Origin of the sequence: Nodularia chucula CCY0103 (genome assembly GCF_963923915.1) — a bacterium.
Taxonomy (GTDB): Bacteria; Cyanobacteriota; Cyanobacteriia; order Cyanobacteriales; family Nostocaceae; genus Nodularia; species Nodularia chucula.
In genome coordinates this window covers 22,829-43,135 of sequence record NZ_CAWUOL010000036.1, presented here as the reverse complement: position 1 = coordinate 43,135, position 20,307 = coordinate 22,829, and the positions used below count along the sequence as shown (strand labels likewise).

The 20,307-nt window shown below is 39.0% G+C and carries 27 protein-coding genes; 12 read left to right on the top strand and 15 right to left on the bottom strand.

Annotation, left to right across the window (positions count from 1 at the left end; genetic code table 11):
- The first annotated feature begins 153 nt into the window (after positions 1 to 153).
- On the top strand, positions 154 to 414 hold the full coding sequence (locus ACM0OP_RS12205) for a MoaD/ThiS family protein (RefSeq protein WP_414528675.1): 261 nt from the start codon (positions 154 to 156) through the stop codon (positions 412 to 414).
- 90 nt (positions 415 to 504) lie between these two features.
- On the opposite strand, the gene ACM0OP_RS12200 is transcribed toward ACM0OP_RS12205, so the two are convergent.
- Both ACM0OP_RS12200 and ACM0OP_RS12195 read right to left on the bottom strand, forming a co-directional pair.
- Positions 505 to 2,154 (bottom strand): alpha-keto acid decarboxylase family protein, encoded by a 1,650-nt coding sequence (locus ACM0OP_RS12200; protein WP_414528674.1) that lies wholly within the window; start codon positions 2,152 to 2,154, stop codon positions 505 to 507.
- A 159-nt stretch (positions 2,155 to 2,313) separates the two neighbouring features.
- The gene (locus tag ACM0OP_RS12195) at positions 2,314 to 2,463 is read right to left on the bottom strand and encodes a DUF2267 domain-containing protein (protein WP_414528673.1); all 150 of its coding nucleotides are present in this window, start codon (positions 2,461 to 2,463) and stop codon (positions 2,314 to 2,316) included.
- Positions 2,464 to 2,606: 143 nt separating this feature from the next.
- On the opposite strand from ACM0OP_RS12195, the gene thrC reads away from it, so the two are divergent.
- The 3 genes from thrC to ACM0OP_RS12180 all read left to right on the top strand — a co-directional run bounded on the left by thrC (position 2,607) and on the right by ACM0OP_RS12180 (position 5,361).
- A complete protein-coding gene (gene thrC, locus ACM0OP_RS12190; RefSeq protein ID WP_414528672.1) occupies positions 2,607 to 3,911 on the top strand; it encodes a threonine synthase in 1,305 nt (434 codons plus the stop codon).
- 292 nt (positions 3,912 to 4,203) lie between these two features.
- Entirely contained in the window at positions 4,204 to 4,479 is a 276-nt protein-coding gene (locus tag ACM0OP_RS12185; protein WP_414528671.1) for a MoaD/ThiS family protein, read from the top strand.
- A 135-nt stretch (positions 4,480 to 4,614) separates the two neighbouring features.
- On the top strand, positions 4,615 to 5,361 hold the full coding sequence (locus tag ACM0OP_RS12180; protein WP_414528670.1) for an FkbM family methyltransferase: 747 nt from the start codon (positions 4,615 to 4,617) through the stop codon (positions 5,359 to 5,361).
- On the opposite strand, the gene ACM0OP_RS12175 is transcribed toward ACM0OP_RS12180, so the two are convergent.
- Positions 5,326 to 5,682 carry a PIN domain-containing protein gene (locus ACM0OP_RS12175; RefSeq protein WP_414528669.1) on the bottom strand — a complete coding sequence of 119 codons (357 nt, stop codon included), beginning with the start codon at positions 5,680 to 5,682 and terminating at the stop codon, positions 5,326 to 5,328. The two genes, ACM0OP_RS12180 and ACM0OP_RS12175, sit on opposite strands and share 36 nt — an antisense overlap.
- Positions 5,679 to 5,945: a hypothetical protein gene (locus tag ACM0OP_RS12170; protein WP_414528668.1), complete on the bottom strand. Its 267-nt coding sequence runs from the start codon at positions 5,943 to 5,945 to the stop codon at positions 5,679 to 5,681. The genes ACM0OP_RS12175 and ACM0OP_RS12170 overlap by 4 nt, the downstream gene beginning before the upstream one ends.
- Before the next feature lie 287 nt (positions 5,946 to 6,232).
- Between ACM0OP_RS12170 and ACM0OP_RS12165 the strand changes: the two genes are divergently transcribed.
- Together ACM0OP_RS12165 and ACM0OP_RS12160 are read left to right on the top strand one after the other, a co-directional pair.
- Positions 6,233 to 6,424, top strand: coding sequence for a type II toxin-antitoxin system RelE/ParE family toxin (locus tag ACM0OP_RS12165; RefSeq protein ID WP_414528678.1), 192 nt, complete (start codon positions 6,233 to 6,235; stop codon positions 6,422 to 6,424).
- A gap of 10 nt (positions 6,425 to 6,434) precedes the next feature.
- Positions 6,435 to 6,728 carry a HigA family addiction module antitoxin gene (locus tag ACM0OP_RS12160; RefSeq protein WP_414528667.1) on the top strand — a complete coding sequence of 98 codons (294 nt, stop codon included), beginning with the start codon at positions 6,435 to 6,437 and terminating at the stop codon, positions 6,726 to 6,728.
- Positions 6,729 to 6,926: 198 nt separating this feature from the next.
- Here ACM0OP_RS12160 and ACM0OP_RS12155 read toward each other — a convergent pair whose 3' ends face one another.
- The 5 genes from ACM0OP_RS12155 to ACM0OP_RS12135 all read right to left on the bottom strand — a co-directional run bounded on the left by ACM0OP_RS12155 (position 6,927) and on the right by ACM0OP_RS12135 (position 8,956).
- Entirely contained in the window at positions 6,927 to 7,481 is a 555-nt protein-coding gene (locus ACM0OP_RS12155) for a hypothetical protein (RefSeq protein WP_414528666.1), read from the bottom strand.
- Positions 7,482 to 7,494: 13 nt separating this feature from the next.
- Complete coding sequence (locus ACM0OP_RS12150; RefSeq protein ID WP_414528665.1) at positions 7,495 to 7,908, bottom strand: type II toxin-antitoxin system VapC family toxin; 414 nt, start codon at positions 7,906 to 7,908, stop codon at positions 7,495 to 7,497.
- A complete protein-coding gene (locus tag ACM0OP_RS12145) occupies positions 7,895 to 8,155 on the bottom strand; it encodes a DUF2281 domain-containing protein (protein ID WP_414528664.1) in 261 nt (86 codons plus the stop codon). The genes ACM0OP_RS12150 and ACM0OP_RS12145 overlap by 14 nt, the downstream gene beginning before the upstream one ends.
- Positions 8,156 to 8,316: 161 nt before the next feature.
- A complete protein-coding gene (locus ACM0OP_RS12140) occupies positions 8,317 to 8,730 on the bottom strand; it encodes a PIN domain-containing protein (RefSeq protein WP_414528663.1) in 414 nt (137 codons plus the stop codon).
- Positions 8,720 to 8,956 carry a hypothetical protein gene (locus tag ACM0OP_RS12135; RefSeq protein WP_414528662.1) on the bottom strand — a complete coding sequence of 79 codons (237 nt, stop codon included), beginning with the start codon at positions 8,954 to 8,956 and terminating at the stop codon, positions 8,720 to 8,722. The genes ACM0OP_RS12140 and ACM0OP_RS12135 overlap by 11 nt, the downstream gene beginning before the upstream one ends.
- A 191-nt stretch (positions 8,957 to 9,147) precedes the next feature.
- Between ACM0OP_RS12135 and ACM0OP_RS12130 the strand changes: the two genes are divergently transcribed.
- Positions 9,148 to 9,384: a DUF2281 domain-containing protein gene (locus ACM0OP_RS12130; protein WP_414528661.1), complete on the top strand. Its 237-nt coding sequence runs from the start codon at positions 9,148 to 9,150 to the stop codon at positions 9,382 to 9,384.
- A 14-nt stretch (positions 9,385 to 9,398) separates the two neighbouring features.
- Positions 9,399 to 9,797, top strand: coding sequence for a type II toxin-antitoxin system VapC family toxin (locus ACM0OP_RS12125; RefSeq protein WP_414528660.1), 399 nt, complete (start codon positions 9,399 to 9,401; stop codon positions 9,795 to 9,797).
- A 220-nt stretch (positions 9,798 to 10,017) separates the two neighbouring features.
- Here the strand turns inward: ACM0OP_RS12125 and ACM0OP_RS12120 are convergent, their stop codons facing one another.
- The 3 genes from ACM0OP_RS12120 to ACM0OP_RS12110 form a co-directional block, all read right to left on the bottom strand.
- A complete protein-coding gene (locus ACM0OP_RS12120; RefSeq protein WP_414528659.1) occupies positions 10,018 to 10,947 on the bottom strand; it encodes a GTPase in 930 nt (309 codons plus the stop codon).
- A 187-nt stretch (positions 10,948 to 11,134) separates the two neighbouring features.
- On the bottom strand, positions 11,135 to 13,339 hold the full coding sequence (locus tag ACM0OP_RS12115; protein WP_414528658.1) for a phosphoketolase family protein: 2,205 nt from the start codon (positions 13,337 to 13,339) through the stop codon (positions 11,135 to 11,137).
- A gap of 257 nt (positions 13,340 to 13,596) precedes the next feature.
- Complete coding sequence (locus ACM0OP_RS12110) at positions 13,597 to 14,355, bottom strand: YebC/PmpR family DNA-binding transcriptional regulator (RefSeq protein WP_414528657.1); 759 nt, start codon at positions 14,353 to 14,355, stop codon at positions 13,597 to 13,599.
- A 125-nt stretch (positions 14,356 to 14,480) separates the two neighbouring features.
- Between ACM0OP_RS12110 and ACM0OP_RS12105 the strand changes: the two genes are divergently transcribed.
- Positions 14,481 to 15,830 (top strand): ABC transporter substrate-binding protein, encoded by a 1,350-nt coding sequence (locus ACM0OP_RS12105; RefSeq protein ID WP_414528656.1) that lies wholly within the window; start codon positions 14,481 to 14,483, stop codon positions 15,828 to 15,830.
- A 122-nt stretch (positions 15,831 to 15,952) separates the two neighbouring features.
- On the opposite strand, the gene ACM0OP_RS12100 is transcribed toward ACM0OP_RS12105, so the two are convergent.
- Genes ACM0OP_RS12100 through ACM0OP_RS12090 form a run of 3 tightly spaced genes read right to left on the bottom strand, consistent with a single transcriptional unit; the run spans position 15,953 to position 18,295 of the window.
- On the bottom strand, positions 15,953 to 16,864 hold the full coding sequence (locus ACM0OP_RS12100; protein ID WP_414528655.1) for a glycine betaine ABC transporter substrate-binding protein: 912 nt from the start codon (positions 16,862 to 16,864) through the stop codon (positions 15,953 to 15,955).
- 43 nt (positions 16,865 to 16,907) lie between these two features.
- Complete coding sequence (locus tag ACM0OP_RS12095; RefSeq protein ID WP_414528654.1) at positions 16,908 to 17,540, bottom strand: ABC transporter permease; 633 nt, start codon at positions 17,538 to 17,540, stop codon at positions 16,908 to 16,910.
- Positions 17,537 to 18,295 carry an ATP-binding cassette domain-containing protein gene (locus tag ACM0OP_RS12090; RefSeq protein WP_414528677.1) on the bottom strand — a complete coding sequence of 253 codons (759 nt, stop codon included), beginning with the start codon at positions 18,293 to 18,295 and terminating at the stop codon, positions 17,537 to 17,539. The genes ACM0OP_RS12095 and ACM0OP_RS12090 overlap by 4 nt, the downstream gene beginning before the upstream one ends.
- Positions 18,296 to 18,332: 37 nt before the next feature.
- Between ACM0OP_RS12090 and ACM0OP_RS12085 the strand changes: the two genes are divergently transcribed.
- From ACM0OP_RS12085 to ACM0OP_RS12075, 3 genes are all read left to right on the top strand, one after another.
- Positions 18,333 to 19,148: an alpha/beta fold hydrolase gene (locus ACM0OP_RS12085; RefSeq protein ID WP_414528653.1), complete on the top strand. Its 816-nt coding sequence runs from the start codon at positions 18,333 to 18,335 to the stop codon at positions 19,146 to 19,148.
- Positions 19,149 to 19,449: 301 nt separating this feature from the next.
- Positions 19,450 to 19,815, top strand: a complete 366-nt coding sequence (locus ACM0OP_RS12080; RefSeq protein ID WP_414528652.1) for a four helix bundle protein — start codon at positions 19,450 to 19,452, stop codon at positions 19,813 to 19,815.
- Positions 19,808 to 20,275: a M67 family metallopeptidase gene (locus ACM0OP_RS12075; protein WP_414528651.1), complete on the top strand. Its 468-nt coding sequence runs from the start codon at positions 19,808 to 19,810 to the stop codon at positions 20,273 to 20,275. Before ACM0OP_RS12080 ends, ACM0OP_RS12075 begins: the two co-directional genes overlap by 8 nt.
- Positions 20,276 to 20,307 lie beyond the last annotated feature (32 nt).

Here is a 20,307-nt window from a genome sequence, read left to right as displayed (position 1 = left end):
TTACTGTATTTACTTATTGTTACACATTTTGGTTATTTCACGCCCACCTACTTATACCATACTTGTGAATGGTGAATCTATTCAAACCATTAATTTAGATGCCGATTCCCAGCCTTATCAAGAACTAGACATTCAGCAGCCATTCTGATTTTTATGTCCCAATCTACAATTACAGTAAAAGTCAAGTTATTTGCTGCCTATCAAGAAGCATATCAGGTTGCAGAATTAACCCTGGAGTTTCCTGAGCATACACCAGTTAGCCAAGTGTGCGATCGGCTGATTTCCCAACACCCAGAATTAAGTAAATGGCGTGATATCACCCGGTTTGGCATTAATTTAAGCTTCGTTTCACCAGATACACCCCTGCAAAATGGCGATGAAGTTGTCTTAATTCCTCCAGTCAGTGGAGGTTAATTACTAACGGTGTTTCCCACTCCCCACACTCCCTACTCCCCACTCCCTACTCCCCACCTACGCAAGTAAGTTTAAAAATCAAAGCGGATTCTATGCCTTTTTACCTAAAGCTTTACCTAAACGGATTAAACCTGGAGAACAATCAAACCTATCCAAATGAATTTCAATAAAAGAAACACAATCAGTATTGGCTTTAGCTTGGGATAAAGCTGCTTCTAATTCCCCTTCTGTAGAAACTTCACAACTCCAACTTTCGCCAAAAACTTGCGGTATTTGATGATATTTCCAAGGTTGAATATCATTATAAGCACCATCTTGAATCACCCGCTCAATAGTGTAACCATCATTATTAATTAAGAAAATGATCGGGTTCAATTTATAGCGAATAATCGTAGATAATTCTTGAGCCGTCATTTGAAAAGCGCCATCACCCACAAAAATCATTAACCGACGGTGAGGATCAGCCATAGCTGCACCTAAACAAGCCGGAATGGAATAACCAATGGATAAATAAAAGGCTTGTCCAATAAAATCTGTATTTTGAGGCATGAATAAATCCATTGTCGAGATAATAGCATCTCCCGTATCAGCAATTACAATAAAATCATCTTCCAGAAAATGATTAATCCGCTCATAAAAACGCTGATTTGTCAATTTGTTTTCTGGTTGGGAAATAAAACTTTCAGAAAGTACATGACAAGCTGGTTTAATATCTAAATTTTCGGGGTCTTTTTTCTGAAGTTTGCTAATTAAACCCTCAATAAAATCTCCTAAATATACAGGTTGATAAAAATGATGCTTAATCTTCACTTTCTCAGAATTAGCATTAATCAACTTACGCTCATCCAGGTTAGCTGTATATCCTCCCAAATTCATATCAGACATAATCGCACCCAGACATAACACACAGTCAGCCGTTTCGATCCTTTGACAGACATCTTCTCGACTCAAAGCCCCGACATAGTTACCAATAAATTGGGGGTGCATTTCCGAAATACAAGATTTACCCAGCATAGTGGTAGCCAGAGGATAGCCAGTATTTTCTAACAGTTGCAGCAATTGATTTTCTAAACCAAACCGATGAAATTCCACACCTGCTAAAATTACGGGACGCTGTGCTTTTTCTAATAAATTGACCGCTTCTTCTACTGCTTCCTCTAAAGCGGCTGATTCTGTTTCTGGATTTGTGAACTTTAAGGACAGAGGTAGTTGAATTTCGGGAATAATGCAAGGTTGATTCACCAAATCTACAGGAATTTCAATATAAACAGGTCGTTTATAATGCAGACAAGCCGCCAAAGTTTGATCAATTTGAGTTGCTGCTTGACTAGCTTGAGTCAAATTGACAGCAGCAACCGTGATTTTTTCCATAATCGAAAGTTGCAGGTTATAGTCTCCGGTAGTGTGGTGTAACAGCAATTTACTTTTTTTCACGGAACTGTTAGGCGCACCACTAATTACTACTAGGGGAACCCGTTCTGCATAAGCACCAACCACAGCATTCACTAAACTAAAACCACCCACACCATAGGTAATACAAACAGCACCTAACCCCCTGATCCGTGCATAAGCATCTGCTGCATAACCAGCATTTAATTCATTACAATTACAAATTAAATTTATGGAGGTTTGGTTCAAGACATCCATTAAATCAAGAACATAATCTCCCGGTACACCGAATATATGTTCCACATCTAAGCCTTCTAATCGCTGAAATAAATATTCGCTAACTGTAGTCATGAGAAAAGAAAAATAACTAAAAATAATTTATGTATTATTTTAGCTTGCAGATTCTTCTTCCTCCACCTTAAATATCTATTCCTCATGCATTTAAGCGCGGACTTCTTCAGGCCAAAGTTCTCGCAAAGCGGGCGGTAACATATTAATCACATCATCAATTTACCCTCTGGTAATGCGTTGAGATAGTAATTGGAAAACTGAGCGCACTACTCGTTCTGCATCAACTTCTGGATCTGTGTTACGGAAGTAATCACGGATATGTTGCAAGAATGCTTCTTTATTCCTTTCTTTATTGGGAGTAGCTGTCATAGCTGAACAACTCCTCTATCTAAAGGATTCACATCCACACGATAACAATACCCGATAAAAATAGTCGGGTATGTTTGACGGTTATTTTGCCTCGTGCTAGTATCAATCCACAGTTGACTGACAAAACAGGGAAGGCTTTATTTATGACTCAGGCAATCACCAAAGATACCCAAGCAACAAACGCGACGTTCACCGCATTAAAGTGTAAAGAGTGTGGTGCAGAATACGAACTTAAAGCTAGTCATGTTTGCGAGTTGTGCTTTGGTCCACTGGAAGTGAAATATGACTATAGTCAATTACGTCTAACTGTCACCCGTGAAAAAATTGCCGCCGGTCCCAATTCTATTTGGCGTTACCGCTCCTTCTTACCTGTTGCAACTGATAACGTGATTGATGTGGGAACAGGTATGACTCCCCTGGTTCGTTCCCACCGTCTGGCGCGTCGCCTGGGTCTAAATAAACTTTATATTAAAAATGATGCTGTAAATATGCCCACCTTGAGCTTTAAAGATCGGGTGGTGTCAGTGGCTCTTAGCCGGGCGAGGGAATTAGGCTTTAGTACAGTTTCCTGTGCTAGTACTGGTAACTTAGCAAATTCTACAGCTGCGATCGCAGCTCATGCCGGTTTAGATTGTTGTGTATTCATCCCCGCAGATTTAGAAGCTGGTAAAATCTTGGGTAGTTTAATCTACAGTCCCACCCTCATGGCAGTTAAAGGCAACTACGACCAAGTAAATCGCCTCTGCTCTGAAGTTGCCAATACACATGGTTGGGGTTTTGTCAATATTAATTTACGTCCTTATTATTCTGAAGGTTCCAAGACATTAGGCTTTGAAGTAGCAGAACAACTGGGATGGGAACTTCCTGACCATGTAGTTGCTCCCCTGGCTTCTGGTTCCCTATTTACAAAAATTTATAAAGGTTTCCAAGAGTTTGTAGAAGTCGGTTTAGTAGAAGGTAAAGATGTCCGCTTCAGTGGCGCTCAACCAGAAGGATGTTCACCCATAGCCGAAGCCTTCAAAGAAGGACGAGACTTTATTAAACCCGTCAAACCCAATACAATAGCTAAATCATTAGCTATTGGTAATCCTGCTGATGGTATTTATGCTGTGGAACTAGCCAAGAAAACTGGCGGTAATATTGAATCAGTAAACGATGCCGAAATTATTGACGGAATCAAGCTACTAGCAGAAACAGAAGGCATTTTTACAGAAACAGCCGGCGGTACAACTATTGCTGTGCTGAAAAAATTAGTCGAAGCCGGCAAAATTGATCCAGATGAAACTACAGTGGTTTACATTACTGGTAATGGTTTAAAAACCCAAGAAGCAGTCCAAGGCTATATCGGTGAACCGTTGACAATTGACGCTAAACTCGATAGTTTTGAACGTGCCTTAGAGCGCTCTCGGACACTTGACCGCTTAGAATGGCAACAAGTCTTGGTTTAATTTAGTAGTTGTGAGTTAAGAGGATGTTTGTAAATTATCGATTATTACTAGCCCTGGCGACTAGAAGTCGCGGCTACACAAACTAAACCCGCCTGCGCGGGTTAAAAACCTCGGTTTTTCATTAGTCCACGGAGGTGGACTTCCCTACGGGAAGCCGCTACGCGTTCTGCTTGTGTAGTAGCGAATTATATTCGCCCAAAACTTTTAAAACATCCTCTAAGAGTTTTTTCCTAACTTTCAACTGCTAATCTGACTCTTAACTCTCCCCTTTCATTCTTAAATTTCTACTTCTATGGCTGTTACTGTTTTAGTTCCCACTGCGCTGCAAAAATTCACCAATAACCAAGCTACCCTCACCTGTAGTGGTAGTAGTGTTTCCGAACTTTTTGACTCTTTAGAAACACACTGTCCAGGTATCAAAGCTCGGTTGTGTGATGAAACAGGACAGGCTCGGCGCTTTTTAAATTTCTATGTGAATAGTGAAGATATTCGCTTTTTAGAAGGGATAGATACACCCCTAAAAGATGGCGATGAGGTCAGTATTGTCCCAGCTGTGGCTGGTGGTTGATATAGGGTAATTTTGATTGGAATTTTCATGCAGGCGATCGCACGTTAAAGAATGCGATCGCTTTCCAGTAAAATTGAGCTATGGCGGTATCAACCACACTCCCCCCACTCCCCACTCCCCACTCCCCAGATATATATGCCTACTGAAACAAGCAAATTTATTGCAAAAATTAAACAATCTGTAAAAGTAGCTCTCGGATACTCTACCGCATATACTAATCACCAGTATGCTTTCCACAAAATATCCTGGTCTCAAGATGGGGAGGATATGATTGTTGCAGAATTGTTTGACGGTAGGTTCAAAGGTTTTTATGTAGATGTCGGCGCGCATCATCCCCAAAGATTTTCTAATACATATTATTTCTACTTACTCAGAGGATGGAAAGGGATTAATATTGATGCTATGCCGGGAAGCATGAAAATTTTTAATGATTTGCGTCCCAGGGATATTAATTTGGAAATTCCCATATCTGATAAACCAGAAACTTTAACTTATTATCAATTTGATGAACCAGGACTCAATAGTTTTTGTTTACCCGTATCCTCAGAACTTGCTACTACAAGAAGTAAATATAAAATAGTTGCTGAAACTCAACTACAAACTCAAACATTAGCTGAAGTTTTAGATCAATATCTCCCCCCAGGACAGACAATTGATGTCTTGAGTATTGATGTTGAGGGTTTAGATTATCAAGTTATGATTTCTAATAACTGGGATAAATATCAGCCTAAAGTTGTTTTAATAGAAGATTTAGCCCTAACTAATCTCAAAAATATAGATACTTCTAAAGTATATCTGTTTTTAGAAGCAAAAGGTTATGTCTTGTTTGCTAAAACCATGAGAACTTTAATTTTTAAATTGGAAAGCTGGGAGAAAATCTAAACTTGCAGCCATTGCTGCTGCACTTGTCACTGCATCTTCAAAATCTTTAATTGGACTTTGCAAAGATTGGTGAATTACTTCATCTGTAACGCTGGCAATTTTAATGTGTTGCAATAAGGTTTCTATTAATTTACGTGCTGCTTCGCTACTAATTTGGCGACGTAAAATATAGAAAATATTAGTAACAGCGTGTCCTGAAACAAAGCCTTGTACCTGTTTTTTGATAACTGTATTTAATGCTTGCGCTGAGGCGACAACAAACGGTTGTCGCTCTGCTAAAATATCCAGCAAAACATCGCTGTCAAATAATACCCGTTTCAACTATATTTCTCCTCTAGGTAATTAACATAACTTTCTTCTGGATTTTCTGATTCTAAGCGAATTACACCTATTAGGCTTTGTGTCCAGGGGTCAAGCTCAGATAAAGATTCTAGGGTTTGGAGAGGAGAAATAGAAGTATGATTTTCTAATTCTGTTTGTGGGTAACGCTTTTTGAGTAACTGAATAAAATCAAGTAGTAAGGTTTGAGCTTCTTCTGGTAAAGTATCAATATCTCTATATATTTCTTCAAATTTTATTACCATGATTAACTCCTACATTGAGTAAAATTTTCGGTATTATTTTATTATAACTGAGGCGCACCGGATAATCTGGTAAACATGATGATTGTCCTTTGCAACCTCAGCCACTATTTACACATATTTATTGCTTTGGTGGCTTACGCGATCGCTAACTATTGACGAGTGTAACCTCATGGGTTACACTAAATATTATTATTTTACTTATGATCAGAAATTTCAAGCATAAGGGCTTAAGAAAGCTGTTTGAAGACGATAATAGAAGTGGGGTTAATCCAAATCATGCTTAAAAACTGTTAGATTTATTAGATAGATTAGATGCTGCATCTGTAGCTGAGGATATGAATTTTCCTGGCTCTAAGTTTCATCAATTAATAGGAAATAGGAAAGGTGAATATTCAGTTACAGTTTCTGGTAATTGGCGTTTAACTTTTGTTTTTCAAGATGGAGATGCTTACGACGTAAATTACGAGGATTATCATTAGGATTATGAACATGAATACTAACAGAAAACCTAGACATCCTGGTGCTTTGATTAAACGTCAATATTTAGAACCTTTAAATATAACGGTGACAGAACTTGCTAATATTTTGGGTGTGTCTCGAAAAACGGTTTCGGAAATTGTCAATGAACGTGCAAGTGTAACACCTAATATTGCTTTGCGGTTAGCAAATGCTTTTCAAACTACGCCGGAACTTTGGTTAAATCTTCAGCAGAAGTTTGACCTTTGGTGTGCAAAAAATGACTCTGAAGAATGGAAAAATGTCTCACCTATTGAAATTAGTTAAAATAGTTCGACGGACTGTTTTGCAACCTCAGCCACTATTTACACATATTTATTGCTTTGGTGGCTTACGCGATCGCTAACCCACCCTACAGACTGAGGCGCACTGGATAATCTGGTAAACATGATGATTGACCTTTGCAACCTCAGCCACTATTTACACATATTTATTGCTTTGGTGGGTTACGCGATCGCTAACCCATCATCGCTGTGTTATCATAACGTCTGAGGTCAGAGATGATAAGAAAACTATCATTTCTTGTATTAATGGGTGTTGTTGCAATATTTTAATTTCTTTCTCATTGATATTGCTAAATATTCTCTCGTTTATTGACTGTTCTTTTCCTAAGACTGTCTCTAAAAATTCTTTAGGTTTACTTTGTGCAAATTGCCATTCTAAATCATTAAATTTCCTTTGTGCCATTTTCTCAATTAATGATTTATCTTCTAACAATAAAATTTCTAATTGAGGAACAGCCAAAAATAATTGAAAGGGAGTACCAGAAGATGCAAGATTTAATACATAATTAATTAAATCTTGCTTTTCAAATACTTGAGATTCGTTATCTGTATCTGCATCGATGACAAGAGCAACTGGTATTTTTCGAGTCGCTAGAAGTGAAGTAGCTAAAGAACGCGCTCTATAAGAACTTTCACCTGCTATAAATTGGATATCTTGAATCAAATTTTTTGGCAGTAATTTCTGTAAAATCTCTATATCTGTTTCACCTTTTGCAATCATATATGCTAGTGTCATCAAAAACTCTCCGTTAAAATAGGAGATTTTCAAAAGGATAAGTTTGCTTCCAACGATAGGTATTAAAATCACGTTGGTCTACTGAAAAAATGCGTCCATGTCCTAAATGTTCTGCTAAAATTACTAAGGAAGCATCAGCTAAATCCATTGGTAGGTCAGCATATTTTTCCATTAATTCAATAATTCTAGCAGTATGATTAGTTTCTAAATTAAAAATCGTAAATAATTCTTGTTTCAGACTATTGATAAAAGTAACTTGAGCTTTAACTCCCTTGCGAGTTAGCAAAAGATAACAGGTTTCTGTTACAACACACCATGTTGTGATTAAAGGTTCGTTGTATTTTTTCAAAGCTTGTTTAGCTATTTCATGGTAATTGTCTTTTTTATCAATCAGAGCTAACCAAAATCCTGTATCAACGATGATCATATTTAGTCGATAATGTATTAGATAAAACTTGTTTATAAGTGGTTGATAAATCTTCTTCGACAGAACAACAACCAATTAATCCCATTTTCTCAAACTTTTCATAGAGATTTTTCTCTTGATTATCATTTTCCAACTCTGTTTGTGGGTAACACTTTTTGAGTAACTGAATAAAATCAAGTAGTAAGGTTTGAGCTTCTTCTGGTAAAGTATCAATATCTCTATATATTTCTTCAAATTTTATTACCATGATTAACTCCTACATTGAGTAAAATTTTCGGTATTATTTTATTATAACTGAGGCGCACCGGATAATCTGGTAAACATGATGATTGTCCTTTGCAACCTCAGCCACTATTTACACTTATGTTATTGGTTTGGTTGGTTACTGAATACTGAATCAAAATTAAATTAAATCAATGGATTGAGGATTCTTACTTTATTCTCTATTAGCTGATTATGTTGCATATATTCTGAGTAGATGATGGAACATTCACTTAGTAAAGCTGTAGCTATAATCAGACTATCCCAATAAGAATAATGATATTTTGCGTTAATTTCTAATGCTTGTATAACCTCTGTTGTGTTAATTGGCTGAATCGGAAAAGTGTTAACTATATCTGATATTATTGTTATAGCATCTGCTTTTGATGTGAATTTTTTTCTGGTTAAAACATGAAATAATTCACCCAAAATCTGAGTGCTAACTAGAAGCGATGAAGAATTATTTTTTAATATTTCTGCAACTTGCTGGGATTTTTCGGGCGGATTTTTAGCATAAAGATAAATCCAGCGATTGGTATCGAGAAAAATTTTATCTGTCATAGATTTCTTCTCGATTGAATTTGTAGTTTTGGGGGAGTGGGAAGGAGTAGTTATTAACTCGTTCTAGAAATTGCTGTATTTTGGATTCTTCAGAATCTATTGCTTGAGTAGATTCGCTTGGTTCGAGAATCATAATTTGTATGGTTTTACCCTCTAATTCGGAACTTAGCTTTTCACTCAAAACAAGTTCACCGTTTGTACAGGTTGCTTGGATGATTTGCAGCATTATGAATAACCTTAAGTCTGAAATTGAGGAAAATTTTTGGTATTATTTTATTATAACTGAGGCGCACCGGATAATCTGGTAAACATGATGATTGACCTTTGCAACCTCAGCCACTATTTACAATAGTAGCTAATTATAGTGTTATGTGATAAAATATCAACTATATTTATTTCTCCTAGAGGACAAATAAAATGAGTATTGAAGAAATCATTATAGATAAGGTAAGGATATTACCTCCTGATAGGCAACAAGAGGCGCTGGATTTTGTGGAATTTTTACTAGCGAAAATCGACAAACAAGGGTTATCAAATCAACCCCAAACATCAGGTGTTTCGGCTTTAACTATGGCTCAAGAATACATTGGTTGTGTGGAAGCAGCAAATGATTTGTCTACCAATAAAAATTATTTGGATGGTTACGGTTCGTGATGAAGGGATGTGTATTGCTAGATACAGGACCATTGGTTGCTGCAATTAATCGCCGGGATAATTTTCATACATGGGTAACAGCACAATGGGCTAATATTGAACCGCCTTTATTAACTTGTGAAGCTGTTATTTCAGAAGCTTGCTTCATATTGCGAAATGTTTATGGTGGTCAATATGCTGTGATAAGTTTGGTGAGTAATGGAGTTATTAAAATACCTTTTAATTTGGATGAAGAAGCTACCGTTATTGGGGAACTTATCAAAACTTATCAATCTGTACCTATGTCTTTAGCGGATGCTTGTTTGGTGCGAATGTCTGAAATGTATTTAAATAGTTCTTTATTAACTTTTGATAGTGATTTCCTTGTGTATCGACGAAATAAAAATCAAGTTATTCCGATAATTATGCCATAGTAGAGTTCTATTTCTATGTCATCTCTTATTTGTATAAGAACTAAAGATACAAAGGATGTAGGGTGGGTTAGGCGCAGAGAATAATATGTTGAACGTGAAGATTTTTGTTTGCAACATAACCCACCATTTTAGCTTAGGTTATTGGTTTGGTGGGTTACGCTGTCGCTAACCCACCCTACAGACTATATATTTAATATTTTTTTCAATAGTATGTATAAATTTAATCCCAAAGCCATGCAATTAATCCTATTGCAGCACCAATTCCACCACCAATAGCAGTACCTGCCGGACCGAATACCGATCCAATACTAGCTCCTGCTATCGCTAAACCTGGGATAATTGAAGCATCAATTCTTTTTTTGACTTCCTTCTTCTGTTCTTCAGTAAGTTCTATTCTCGCTTGATAAGCACCGACGGTATTATCTATTAATGGATTTAGTGATACTGGTTTAATACTATCTGCCATCATCAAAAAAAATGGTAAGGCAGCACGTTCTGATATTCTAGAAAATACTTTTGTAAAAAGTTCTCCCAGCCATTTTTCGCCATCTGGGGTTGTTTCGCTTTCAGTATCGACTGCTAGAGATGGAATAGCTTGTGCCACTTCTGAACCTACATCTTCACAATTCGCTATTGCTTTTTGAATAAGTTCTGTTCTTTTTCTTAAAGCTTCTGAATATTTTGATGAATTAACATAATTAGCAAATGTGAATATAATAACAGCGTGTTCCCATACTTTAGTACCAAATGCTTTTGTAATTAATTCAATTGCCTGAATCTCATCTCTCCTAACTCTTGTCTCATTTAAAGGACTAACAAACCACATTGAATCTATCTGTGTTACTTTTGAAAGCATAAGGTCTAAATACTCTTGATCTCTTCCTGCTTCTTCAATATCGTCGCAAAGACCGGGAGTATCAATCACTTGAAATTTTATGCCTTCTAATTCAGACTCATAAGATTCAACTCCCATTGTTGTTGCTTCATAGTCACCAACTTCTGCAACTGTTTTTCCTATCAGTGCATTGACCGTACTAGACTTTCCAACTCCTGTACGACCAATTAACAGAAAAACAAGTTTTTTCTTCCGCAGACCTGGAACTTTCTCTTGAAAAGCTTGAAGAAATTTTTCTGCTTGTTGTTCACGCATAACATTGTTATTTAATTTATAGATCAGTTCAGTAGAAAATTAATCTAGAGTTATATTTATGAAAATTTATAAATATAAAACATTAAGAAATTATCTTATGTTTATTTTATATTGCAAACAGCAAATATACGCAACCAAACGCCAAATTATGCGCGTTCGTCTGCGTACATCTGCGGTTTAAAAATCCTTAATGGACTAACTCAATAGCCCGCTTAGTCAACGCTTCCGCAGTCAAGCCATTAAACGCCATCAACTCACCAGCACTGGCGGTAGTTTCCCCACGCTTCCAGGCGAAAGTATCACGCTTGCAATTACTGCGTAACATAATTGGTTCCAGCATCGCCGCAGCACCACCAGTTACACCAATTAAGGCACTTCCATCAAACAATTCGGCAAATTTGGCATCATCCATAAAACCACCATCGGCTTCTGAACAAGTTTCCCAAGCAGTATCTTCAGGACGATACAAACGGCGAGGATTGATAATAGAAATAATCTTCACTCCAATACCTTCAGTTTCTAAGAAAGCCGCCGCTTCAAACACAGGAATTAATGTCATATCGCCAATGACTGCAAACACAACTTGTTTATCTCCTGGTACTTCTTGTAATAAGATTGCACCATCTTCTAATCCTTGCCGAGTTTGTTCTAAAGTTGTGCGAATTGGTAACGGTGACTTACTGGCTGTAATCACAATTCCCTTATTCTTTGTTTGCAAAGCCCAGTCATAACAGCCTTGGATACTGTTAGCATCAGGGGGAAATAATGGGAAGACATTTCCATTCCGCATCAGTGACGCAAAGTAAGCTTCTATTTCCGGGCGTTGGTGTGTCCAACCGTTGCGCCCTTGCTCTAATGCTCCGGCTGTAAATAATGTTATGCTAGACGGTGTTTGACGGCGCAATTCTGCCATTGCTTGGATGACTGTTTGCCAAATTGGTACACCGTTGATGGCAAAAGATTCATAAGAACACCATAATGTTCTCGCACCCATTAAGGATAAACCAGCCGCTAAACCTGCACAAGCATCTTCACTCAATGGTTCATAAACTTGTCCGTTTGGTGCTTGATGATAGGTTTCATCAGTGGTGGGGTGAATGATTTTTAATGCCTCATTAATATTACCAATTCCTGATGCGGCGTTTCCGTCGGCGTTGGTGACTAAGAAGTTACTATCTTTTTTACCCACATATCCCACTAATTTACCCATTACAGTTGTAGCAACTTTGGGATCTCCACCTACTGGATATTCTTCTAAGGGTAATTTTCCTAAATCTGCTAATGGTAATTCAAATTCTGTAACTACTGTTTTGGCTGCGGGGCCTCCTCCGGCGCGTTCGGCATTTGTCCGCACTAATTCCCAAGCTTCTACTGATAACGCACGGGTTTTTAATGCACTGATAATGTGCGGCGCATCTAGGGTATCTTTCGGATACAGGTTGTGAGATTGGGAACCCAAGGCGTGAACTCCTGCGCCTTTGAGTTGTTTAATGATGAATACCGTTAACTTTCCATTTAAGGCTGAATGGGCGGCTTTATCCATTCCTAAAAGTACGGCTTTGGTGAAGGCTAGGCGCTGCTCGAAGGAAAAGACGGTACTATCTACATAATCCTCTGGTTGGTTTTGGTCGTCAAAGTCTTTCGCATCGACTAATACGACTTCCGCAAAACCGTTTCCTTGCCAGTAGGCTTTCATTTCGGCGTTGGTTTTGAGGGAAACCATACTATGATGTTCTTGGCTGTAACCATTCCACACCATGACGGGTAAGAAGTTGGTGACGCTGGGATATGCTGTGTTAAAGTGTGCGATCGCACTGACAATATAAGGCTCACCCAATCCACCATCACCCACAGTAAAGGGGAATAATTTATCTTGATGCAGCAAAGCGGCGGACATAGCAAAGTGTTGTCCTTGTCCTAGAGGTCCCGCCGGTGCGAGTATACCAGGGATGAAACCGGAAAGGTGTCCTAATAGTCCGTGCTTTTCTCGGAAGCGATCGCGCAATTGTTGTACATTAAAAATGCCCATGTCTTCTAAGGAACGATCCAAAAACATGGCACTATAGAATCCAGGGGCATGGTGTCCCACTTCGGTGATAATATTCTTGTGACCCAGCATTACTAGGGCTGCATAAGCTTCGGCTTGACTGGCAAAACCGCCTGGGTGTCCAGATGCCTTACTAGCTGTAACTTGCAGTGTGAGGTAGCGGAGGGCATCAGCAGCAAGTAAAGTTTGATATACGGCTGCGGGATCTGTAGGGTCTGCGATCGCCTTTTTGCCAGAATCTATAGCTGGCATTATACCATATTTTTCAAAATTTGGTAACGCCTCACCAAAATATTGAATCCCTTCACAAAAATTAGGTAGGGGGGAAGATGCTTTGGATGTCATGGTGAGAACCTTATAAAAAGAGGACAAATTCTAGATGCTTAATGAATGTAACCAAAATTTTACATCCTTGGGGTAGTTACAATGATTGCATTTTCCCCAGGTGGATATTTGATATTTGTCTATATAGCGATTCCCGTGCAAATGAGTCAGCAGTAATCACTCAACGCAGATGGACGCAGATAAACGCAGATAATTTTGTATTTTATTAGACTAGGAAATGCTATGTATTGGGGGAAGTTTTTCAATACCCCTTACTGTCAAACCATCAACAAATCCACAACACTATCCGCTATTTCAAAGTTTGCAGTCACATTTTGGACATCATCTAACCCTTCTAGGGTATCAATTAACTTGAGAAGCGATCGCCCTTGGTCAGCATCAGCAATTTCGATATAATTACTGGGAATCCAGCGTAACTCTACATCATTTACCTGAAAACCTCTATCCTTGAGAGTTTGACTGAGAACCTCTAAATTTGACATTTCTGTAAATACCTCAGCCATGTCATCTTCTGTCATCTGATATGACTCAGCCCCACCTTCCATTGATGCTTCCAAAAGCTGTTCTTCATCCTCTACCCCATGCACAACACACACACCTTTTTGGTCAAACATCCAGCTAACGCAACCAGTTTCACCCAGATTTCCCCCATTTTTACTAAAAGCACCCCGTAAATCAGCCGCCGTGCGATTACGATTATCTGTGAGGGCTTCAATTAAAATTGCTACACCACCGGGTCCGTAGCCTTCATAGCGAATAGCCTCAAAATTAGCGCCATCTCCCCCAAAAGTTCCCGCACCTTTGGCGATCGCCCGTTCAATATTATCATTAGGAATATCCGCCGCCTTGGCCTTATCAATGGCTGTGCGTAGCTGAAAGTTAGCGCTAGGATCTGGTACACCACTCCTGGCTGCAATAATAATCGCCCTAGACAACTGCGCGAAAGTCTTACCCTTTTTGGCATCTACCACCGCTTTTTGACGTTTAATATTAGCCCATTTACTGTGTCCTGCCATAATCTTAAATAATTAACTCTTACTTCAAAGTTTAGGATATATATAGTTTTGAATTTAATCCAAAGGATAGCCTATTGAATTTTATAGCTTCACTATTGCCAATTAACTCAATTTTCCGAACCCTTATGAGACGTTATTCTCGGCTTTTTTTCACCCCCCAGAAATCCCGGAAAAAAAGCCATAAATTCCGATTTTATTCCAGAAAATTATTGCTGTTACTGTTTGTCGGCATAGTAGCATTAGCTGGATGTCAAACCCTACGCACAGCAAACACCAATGTAGTTCATCTAACTTTATGGCAAGGTGTCAATCCCCCAGCCAACCGCGATGTTTTAGACAGGCTTGTAGATAAATTTAACCAAACTCATGCCAATATTCAAGTAGAATCACTGTACGCAGGACAACAAGACCAGCAAACGCCCAAAATTTTAGCCGCAGTGGTGGGCAATGCTCCTCCGGATTTATTATGGTATAACCCTACCATTGCCGGGCAATTAGTGGAACTGCAAGCCTTAATTCCTTTAGATGAACAACTGAATAATTCTCCAGTTAAAGCCGAAATTGACCCCGCCTTGTTTGAATCAATGGAATACCAGGGGAAAATTTGGTCTGTGCCATTTGCGACAAATAATTTAGCTGTGTATTACCGTCCCAGTTTGTTTGAAGCCGCAGGTATTACAGAATTACCCCGGACTTGGGAACAGTTTCGGGAAGTTGCTAAAAAATTGACTCGTGATACCAACAATGATGGTCGCATAGATCAATATGGGATGTTTTTACCTTTGGGGAAGGGAGAATTTACAGTTTTCACTTGGCTACCATTTATGTGGAGTGGTGGTGGTGAATTAGTACAGGGAGATGTCCAAGAACCAGGGGGCGTAATGTTAGAAAATAATGCCAGTGCGATCGCTGCTTTGCAATTTTGGCGTAATCTGATTGACGATGGTTCCGCTATTTTATCCGGCCCAGAAAGAGGCTATGAAACCGGAGACTTAATCGCTGGTAATGTGGCTATGCAAGTCACTGGCCCTTGGAGTCTGGGAGAATTTACCTCTAGTGGGGTAGACTTTGACGTTTTTCCCATACCCATGAATCAAGAACCTGCTACTAGCATTGGTGGTGAGAATCTATTTTTATTCAAAACCACACCAGAACGGGAAAAAGCCGCTTTCACTTTTGCTGAGTATGCCATGAGTGCAGAATTTCAGACAGAATTGGCATTAGGAACTGGTTATTTACCAATTAATATCAAATCTCGCCAAGACCCACAATATCAGCAATTTGTCCAGGAAATACCCCCAATTCAAGTATTTTTAGACCAAGCTAAATACGGGCGATCGCGTCCCATTTTTCCAGGTTATAATCGCATATCAGATAGCTTAGGTCGGGCAATAGAATCAGTATTACTAGGTCAAAATTCTCCAGAAGAAGCCTTAGAAATCACCCAAAAGCGGTTAGATTTAATCTTCAATTAGGGATATTGCGGTGGGTTACGACGGAAACAAAGGTTGCTCATCAAAAAATCATTAACCGCCGTCTAACTCACCCTACGAACTGGTTAAAATCCTTTTGATTTTTTAAGATTGAACTTGCACATTTAGAATGACGATACTAATCCCTTTGTTTTGCGAAACTCACTTACGACTGTTTTAATATCCTGTAATTCACCTTCAACTAAATTGTTTAACTGTCGCATTTCATCGGCTGTAATTTTACCAGTAATTTGATTTATGGCTGTGATTAATTGAGGATATTTAGCTAAGGTTTCTTTACGGACAATGGGAGTCGCTTCATAAGGGGGGAAATATTTTTGATTATCTTGAAGTACCACTAAACCGAGGCGGGATATTTGCCCATCTGTGGAATTACCTGCAATTATATCTACTTGTTTTTGAATTAATGCCCGATATATTAACCCTAAATCCATAATTCGGGGAGGTCTACCAAAACTTAAATTGTAGGTTTGTGCTAATCCGGGTAAACCATCTTCTCGTTCTACAAATTCGTATCCGAACCCTCCCCGCCATTGAGGTGTATATTTAGCAGCTTCTGAGAGAGTTTGAATATTATAACGTTCAGCATCTTCACCACGAATAATCATGGCGTAAGTGTTTTCAAACCCTAAGCTGGGCATAACTTCTAAATTGAATTGTTCTGCATAGGTCTGTTTTAATTTTTCGTAAACTACATTTGGATCATTAATTACTGGTTGTTTTAAAATGGCGGTAAAGGCTGTGCCTGTGTATTCAATATAAGCGTCAATTTGTCCAGAGAGAATTGCATTATGGCAGACGAAGGAACCACCTAAACGGGGACGGCGGGTAACTGTTAAATCGGTAGTTTCTTCGATTTGCTGGGCTAACAGTTCGCCTAAAATATCTTGTTCGGTAAAGTCTTTAGAGGCAACAACAATATCACCAGCACTGCTAGAATTAGGATTAAAATTACAACTGGCGATCGCCACTAACAAAAAACAACTTAAAATACATAATGTCAAATATTTTTTCATACTATCTCATCAATAGAATTACAAAATTTCTACCCCACTAAATTCAGGCTTTAAATTTTAACTTCTGTTCCACCCAACCAATACCGAAATCAGCTACTAATGCAATCATCGCGGCTGGGACTGCGCCAGCTAAAATCAACTGATTATTTACCACTGCAATTCCGCGAAAAATAAATACTCCCAAACCACCAGCACCAATGGCGGCCGCAATTGTGGCAATACCGATGGAAATTACTGTTGCTACCCGCACACCTGCTAAAATTACCCCCATAGCTAAGGGAATCTCTACTTGTAATAACAATTGTTTATCTGTCATTCCCATACCTCGCCCAGCTTCTCGAATGGCGGGATCTACGCCAGTAATACCAGTGTAAGTATTGCGGATAATGGGCAGAAAGGAGTATAAAGTTAAAGCTACAATGGCAGGGATAATACCAATTCCCCCAATTACAGGCACTGGAATTAGTAACCCGAATAATGCTAAACTGGGAATAGTTTGCAGAATATTGGCAATAGTAAGAATTGGTCGCCGCAGATAAGTTTTACGGGTAATTAAAATACCCAATGGAATACCAACGATTGTAGCAATGCCGATGGCAATACTTACCATTAATAAATGTTCCGAAGTATGTCGGATGATTCCTGGCGCATACTTAATTAAGAAAAAGTCCTTCATAAATTCTCCTGTAGTGATTGCAGACATTGGAGAAAGGCGAGGCTTTCTGGATGTTTGGATCGCTTAAATTCATCCTTTGTCCCTAATACTACCAATTCTCCCCCAGACATCAACCCAATGCGGTCAGCCAAAACAAAGGCTTCTTGAATATCATGGGTCACAAAAACTACTGTCTTATTTAATTCTTGCTGTAAGCGGTGAAATTCTTGTTGCAGTTCTAAGCGGGTAATGGGATCAAGTGCGCCGAAAGGTTCATCCATTAATAATACTGGCGGATCGGCGGCTAAAGCCCTGGCTACACCTACCCGTTGCTTTTGTCCCCCAGACAGTTCATGGGGATAACGCTTGGCAAATTGTGCAGGATCTAAACCTACCATTGCTAACAATTCCGAAACCCGCATTTTAATTTGTGGCGATCGCCAATCCAGCAACTTCGGGACTAAACCGACATTTTGTTCTACAGTAAAATGGGGAAATAATCCAGTTTCTTGAATCACATAACCAATATTGCGCCGCAATTTAATTGCATCCCATGTAGTTGTAGGAATACCATCAAATAATACATCTCCCTGTGTGGGTGTAAACAGGCGATTGATTAATTTCATGGTGGTAGTTTTACCACTTCCACTGCGTCCGAGTAATACTAAAGCCTCTCCCTGGCTAATAGAGAAATTAAGATGAGATACTAAAGGGCGATGGTTGCGGCTAAAAGTAACATCACGAAATTCTACTGCAATTGGGTTGTTTTGTTGCATCATTAAATTGATTTTGGCAGATACTTCTTGACTCTTTATGCCTAAACTTCAGGTTAACGACATTGATTTGTTCTACGATATCAAAGGAGATGGTGAACCTTTATTATTAATTGCTGGTTTCTTATGCGATCGCTCCTATTGGTCGTTAATCATGCCATCTCTGGTTGAACAATATCAAGTGATTCGGGTGGATAATCGCGGGATGGGTCGCAGTTCAGCCCCTGATATTCCCTACAGTATTCAACAGATGGCCAATGATCTCACTGCATTACTTAATTATATTGGGATAGATCAGGTCAATGTGGTTGGTCATTCGATGGGCGGTCAAATTGCCCAAGAACTAGTATTATCAGACCCCACAAGGGTAAAAAGTCTAATTTTGCTTTCTAGTCTCGCCCAGGGTGATAGGAAATTCCATCAGATAATTGAGACCTGGGGGGATTTGCCGGGTAATATAGACCTAAAGCTGTATGAAAAAGTTGTTTTTCCCTGGATATTTACTGACAAGTTTTATGCTATTCCCGGTATGGTAGAACAACTAATTGAGTGGGCGGTGAATTATCCTTTTGCTCCCGCTAGACATACACTCTATCATCATAGTCGAGCCATACTGGGCAGCGATACCAAAGACCGTTTGCAGAATATTCACTGTCCCACCCTGATTTTAGTTGGTAGAGAAGATATTCTCACCCCAGTTAAGTTTTCGCAACAACTAGCCGCAGGTATTCCCCACGCTGAATTGGTGGTGATTGACAGTTGTGGTCATGGCTTGTTGATTGAGTCACCGGAAACAGTGGTTTCCTTAATGGGTGAATTTTTAGCTAATTTTGGCAAGTGTATAGCTGGGGAGTAGGGAGTAGGGTAAAAGCCTTTCGTTGTATAACTTTTATGATCAGTTTATGTTCTAATGTCCTTGGCGGTTGTTGTAAATAAAAATGTCCAATTTTTACAAAAGTCTAATTCTCCTTAATATGAGTAGTTGAGAGGATATAGCCTTTCCCAGTCTGATGAAGTACACACCAATTTGTTCCCTGTTCCCTGTTCCCTAAAACTAAAAAACTTTGTACCTCACGAGCATGGGAACTGCTATAGTGGCATATTATGATAAATAGGCATTGGTCCCCCTATTAATCCTCAAGGATACCAACATAAACATGACAGACTTCAGAGAACTGCCAGAATGGGAAAAAGCGCATGAACTCACAGTTGCAGTTTATGAAATTACTAAAACCTTTCCAGAAGAGGAATTACAGGGGCTAACACAGCAAATTCGTTTAGCTTGCGCGACTATCCCCATTAAGATAGCGCAGGGATGCGATCGCGATGACTATGAAATGCAACTGGATTTTCTGGAAATAGCTAGGGATGGAGTAATTGAGGTGGAATATTACCTACTGCTTTGCTATGAGTTGAAGATGCTGGAATCTTCTGATTACGATCGCCTGATTAGTGCTGTCGTGGAAGTGAAGGAACTGTTAGCATCTTATATTGACAAGCAAAGTCACAATTTTGATGAATAGCTGGATTATAAATATCCTTCCCCAAGACCTGCAAATAATTTGCAACCATGCAGAAAGCACCTACCCAGAAGAATGCTGTGGATTAATTCTCGGTTATCTGGGTAGGGATGGTAAAACTGTCATAGATATTATCCCCACAGAAAACGCCTGGAATACCCAAGCAGAAGATTTTCCCGGTGAATATAAAGTACAGACTACCAGAAGCAGATATGCTATTGCTCCCCAAGTCATGTTACAAGCCCAAAAAACAGCACGCGAACGCAGTTTAAACATTATCGGTATTTACCACTCCCACCCCGACAATTCCGCTACACCCTCAGAATGCGATCGCCTATATGCTTGGGAAGAATACTCGTATATAATAGTATCCGTTCAAAACGGCAAAGCTACCACAGTCAAAAGTTGGACTCTTGATCATCATCACCAGTTCCAACCAGAGTCAATTGAAAACATAACTTAAAAATATCGTTTTTCGATAAGATCAATATTCCT

What these genes read in the sequence shown, in the direction of transcription:
- ACM0OP_RS12205 (WP_414528675.1), top strand. Translation starts at nt 154, where the DNA reads ATGTCCCAATCTACAATTACAGTAAAAGTCAAGTTATTTGCTGCCTAT.
- ACM0OP_RS12200 (WP_414528674.1), bottom strand. Translation starts at nt 2,154, where the DNA reads ATGACTACAGTTAGCGAATATTTATTTCAGCGATTAGAAGGCTTAGAT.
- ACM0OP_RS12195 (WP_414528673.1), bottom strand. Translation starts at nt 2,463, where the DNA reads ATGACAGCTACTCCCAATAAAGAAAGGAATAAAGAAGCATTCTTGCAA.
- thrC (WP_414528672.1), top strand. Translation starts at nt 2,607, where the DNA reads ATGACTCAGGCAATCACCAAAGATACCCAAGCAACAAACGCGACGTTC.
- ACM0OP_RS12185 (WP_414528671.1), top strand. Translation starts at nt 4,204, where the DNA reads ATGGCTGTTACTGTTTTAGTTCCCACTGCGCTGCAAAAATTCACCAAT.
- ACM0OP_RS12180 (WP_414528670.1), top strand. Translation starts at nt 4,615, where the DNA reads ATGCCTACTGAAACAAGCAAATTTATTGCAAAAATTAAACAATCTGTA.
- ACM0OP_RS12170 (WP_414528668.1), bottom strand. Translation starts at nt 5,945, where the DNA reads ATGGTAATAAAATTTGAAGAAATATATAGAGATATTGATACTTTACCA.
- ACM0OP_RS12160 (WP_414528667.1), top strand. Translation starts at nt 6,435, where the DNA reads ATGAATACTAACAGAAAACCTAGACATCCTGGTGCTTTGATTAAACGT.
- ACM0OP_RS12155 (WP_414528666.1), bottom strand. Translation starts at nt 7,481, where the DNA reads ATGACACTAGCATATATGATTGCAAAAGGTGAAACAGATATAGAGATT.
- ACM0OP_RS12150 (WP_414528665.1), bottom strand. Translation starts at nt 7,908, where the DNA reads ATGATCATCGTTGATACAGGATTTTGGTTAGCTCTGATTGATAAAAAA.
- ACM0OP_RS12145 (WP_414528664.1), bottom strand. Translation starts at nt 8,155, where the DNA reads ATGGTAATAAAATTTGAAGAAATATATAGAGATATTGATACTTTACCA.
- ACM0OP_RS12140 (WP_414528663.1), bottom strand. Translation starts at nt 8,730, where the DNA reads ATGACAGATAAAATTTTTCTCGATACCAATCGCTGGATTTATCTTTAT.
- ACM0OP_RS12135 (WP_414528662.1), bottom strand. Translation starts at nt 8,956, where the DNA reads ATGCTGCAAATCATCCAAGCAACCTGTACAAACGGTGAACTTGTTTTG.
- ACM0OP_RS12130 (WP_414528661.1), top strand. Translation starts at nt 9,148, where the DNA reads ATGAGTATTGAAGAAATCATTATAGATAAGGTAAGGATATTACCTCCT.
- ACM0OP_RS12120 (WP_414528659.1), bottom strand. Translation starts at nt 10,947, where the DNA reads ATGCGTGAACAACAAGCAGAAAAATTTCTTCAAGCTTTTCAAGAGAAA.
- ACM0OP_RS12115 (WP_414528658.1), bottom strand. Translation starts at nt 13,339, where the DNA reads ATGACATCCAAAGCATCTTCCCCCCTACCTAATTTTTGTGAAGGGATT.
- ACM0OP_RS12110 (WP_414528657.1), bottom strand. Translation starts at nt 14,355, where the DNA reads ATGGCAGGACACAGTAAATGGGCTAATATTAAACGTCAAAAAGCGGTG.
- ACM0OP_RS12105 (WP_414528656.1), top strand. Translation starts at nt 14,481, where the DNA reads ATGAGACGTTATTCTCGGCTTTTTTTCACCCCCCAGAAATCCCGGAAA.
- ACM0OP_RS12100 (WP_414528655.1), bottom strand. Translation starts at nt 16,864, where the DNA reads ATGAAAAAATATTTGACATTATGTATTTTAAGTTGTTTTTTGTTAGTG.
- ACM0OP_RS12095 (WP_414528654.1), bottom strand. Translation starts at nt 17,540, where the DNA reads ATGAAGGACTTTTTCTTAATTAAGTATGCGCCAGGAATCATCCGACAT.
- ACM0OP_RS12090 (WP_414528677.1), bottom strand. Translation starts at nt 18,295, where the DNA reads ATGCAACAAAACAACCCAATTGCAGTAGAATTTCGTGATGTTACTTTT.
- ACM0OP_RS12085 (WP_414528653.1), top strand. Translation starts at nt 18,333, where the DNA reads ATGCCTAAACTTCAGGTTAACGACATTGATTTGTTCTACGATATCAAA.
- ACM0OP_RS12080 (WP_414528652.1), top strand. Translation starts at nt 19,450, where the DNA reads ATGACAGACTTCAGAGAACTGCCAGAATGGGAAAAAGCGCATGAACTC.
- ACM0OP_RS12075 (WP_414528651.1), top strand. Translation starts at nt 19,808, where the DNA reads ATGAATAGCTGGATTATAAATATCCTTCCCCAAGACCTGCAAATAATT.